This is a genomic window from Clostridium sp. UBA2485 (assembly GCF_002341865.1).
Taxonomy (GTDB): domain Bacteria; phylum Bacillota; class Clostridia; order Clostridiales; family Clostridiaceae; genus Clostridium_J.
This window is the reverse complement of the sequence record NZ_DDOV01000032.1, coordinates 606-3,142: the sequence shown is the minus strand read 5'-3', so window position 1 is coordinate 3,142 and position 2,537 is coordinate 606. Positions and strand designations below refer to the sequence as shown.

Annotated in this window: 2 protein-coding genes; both read right to left on the bottom strand. The window is 26.0% G+C overall.

The window, feature by feature from the left end; genetic code table 11:
• Positions 1 to 62 precede the first annotated feature (62 nt).
• On the bottom strand, positions 63 to 953 hold the full coding sequence (locus B3603_RS05035; protein WP_291561476.1) for a GGDEF domain-containing protein: 891 nt from the start codon (positions 951 to 953) through the stop codon (positions 63 to 65).
• Positions 954 to 1,285: 332 nt separating this feature from the next.
• Positions 1,286 to 1,987, bottom strand: coding sequence for an arginase (locus tag B3603_RS05030; protein ID WP_291561474.1), 702 nt, complete (start codon positions 1,985 to 1,987; stop codon positions 1,286 to 1,288).
• Positions 1,988 to 2,537: the final 550 nt, after the last annotated feature.

The window sequence follows — 2,537 nt, the reverse complement described above, 5'->3', positions numbered from 1 at the left end:
ATATTAAGTTTTCACATTGTATTCCTATACCTTAAATATGTACTCTAACATATGATTAAATTTTATTTAACCACATTATTTCTACCTCTTTTTTTAGCTTCATATAAATTACGGTCTGCTAAAGCAATTATTTCTTCACTAGTCAATTGCTCTTTAAACATAGTGAATATACCAAAGGATGCAAAGATTTCTATTTTCTTATCTTCAATTTGAATTATCTTTTCCTCAATTTTCACTCTCATTCTTTCTGCAATACTATAGGCAGAATTATTACTTGTATTATTAAGGCATATTAAAAATTCATCTCCACCGTATCTTGCAATCCAGTCTATATCGCCTCTAATACAACCTAATAAGATATTAGCAATTTCTTTTATTACAAAATCACCAACAATATGTCCAAAAGTATCGTTAATTTCTTTAAACTTATCAATATCGGCTATTAATACTGACAAAGGTTTTCTTTCAATAACACTTTTTATAATATCTGCTGGTAATCTTTCGCTGATATATCTTCTGTTAAAGATATTAGTTAAGTCATCTTTAACAACCATATTATTCATATCAACTAAAGAGTTTTTTAAGCTACGTCCACTTTCATATTCTCCACTACCTACCATCATAGTGTTTGTAACATCTTTAAATAACTCTAAAACAATTTTATGCTGCTGAATTTCTGTGGGTATAGCTGTAACCATAAAAAGCTTTTCAGCTGTATTTTCTAGTTTCATAAAGGTATCATTTTCTATATAAGCTCTCATTGCAATACAATTATCACAAATCTTCTGACTACTCCAATATTTATAGCAAATTTGGTTAGTTTCTTTAATATTGCTTTCCTTATAGTCCATTACGCTTTTCTTTACAGGATCAATAATTCTTATACTATCATATATAGTTCTAAAAAAATCTAACTTTTCCTTTAATACTTCAATTGTTATAGGTTCTTTCATTAAAACTAAGCATCCCTTCTAAAATTAGTTTATGCTTCACAAAATCTATAAATTTAACTTACGTAAAAATGTAACTACTTATACGCTTAATCTTTTGTATTAATACAATATTTTATATTCCATCATAATCTATGGACTAATTTTAACATCTTATAAAAATTTTAGTCAACAAGCAATCTATATTAATTTTTATATAAAGTGCGTATCTCTTATTGAATATCTTAATCTATATACTTATATAATGAATAGTTAAAAATTACAATATTCATCCTCTTCATGAGATCACTTTATTTTATAAAAAAATCCACCATTTTTAACGGTGGATTCTTATGTTAACTTATTAAATAATTAATTTCTTCTGAAAATGTTAATTCTTTAGGTCTCCAAATTCTCTTTAAACTTTCTAGTTCTTTATAGGGTAAATTTAATGCTTTAATAAATTTATAAAAGTCATTATCTAGCCATGGTGGTGTCCATCCTCCTGAACGACATATATGAATTACATCAATATTATTTTTTCCATTAAATTTAGAAAAATCTAAGTAATCTATCTCATAATTATTATTTAATTCCTCAAAATCTTCTGGTTTTTCTAAGGTGTAGGGACTATAAAATATATTAGCTTTTTTAATAATATTATTTTTAAATAATTTTCCTAACCAATTAGCACAGTTAAGTTCAAAACGTAAAGAAGCTAAGCCACCATATCCTAAATCACTATGAGCATCAAATAAAAAAACTTCATCACAATCATAATATTTTGATATGTCATAAGAATACTTATGAGAGTCAGAAACAAAAACCTTTATATCCTCTGAAAAATTAAACTTATTTCTTATCTCATCCCAAAAATTCAAAGCATCTTTACTTACCTTTATTTTCTCTTCTAAATTAATTCCTTTTATACCTTCTTCTATATATCTTCTATACCAAGCGGAAAGAAGTCCTCTTTGGTTCTCAATATAGGAGCCACACCACTGAGGTATAATTTTTACAAAATAGTCCCAATCAACACTTAAAATAGCCCTATTCATAAAATCAACTCCTTTTTCTATATGCTAATTCTTAAAATAATGTATATACATACTTTAATTCTAGCCCACCTATATATTCTTTACAAATCCTTACAGCCACTTCTACATAGGTTTTCCTATGATAAAGTGTCTTCCACTAAGAATGAATAAACAATTCATTCTTTATCTAACCTTATCCCTCTATTACTCCATTTTTCTCCACAGTTCATTAAATATCATAAAAATATTTTAAATAAAATAACCTATCTAAATAATTTTTTACTTAGATAGGTTGAAATCCTTTTATAATTATGTAGTTTTTTAAATATACGATATTGAAATTTATTATAGCTATGTTGGTGACATCTTATGTTAAGGTTCAATATAGACAAATTGAAAGAACAATACAAAGCTGTACCATTTAAATACATCCTATGTTATGGTTCAATCACATAATTTATGTTTGTTTCTTTAATATTTTGGTTATTTAAATACATCCTATGTTATGGTTCAATTCATTTAGCCATTCTTCATGCTCTATTCCCTTTGACATTTAAATACATCCTATGTT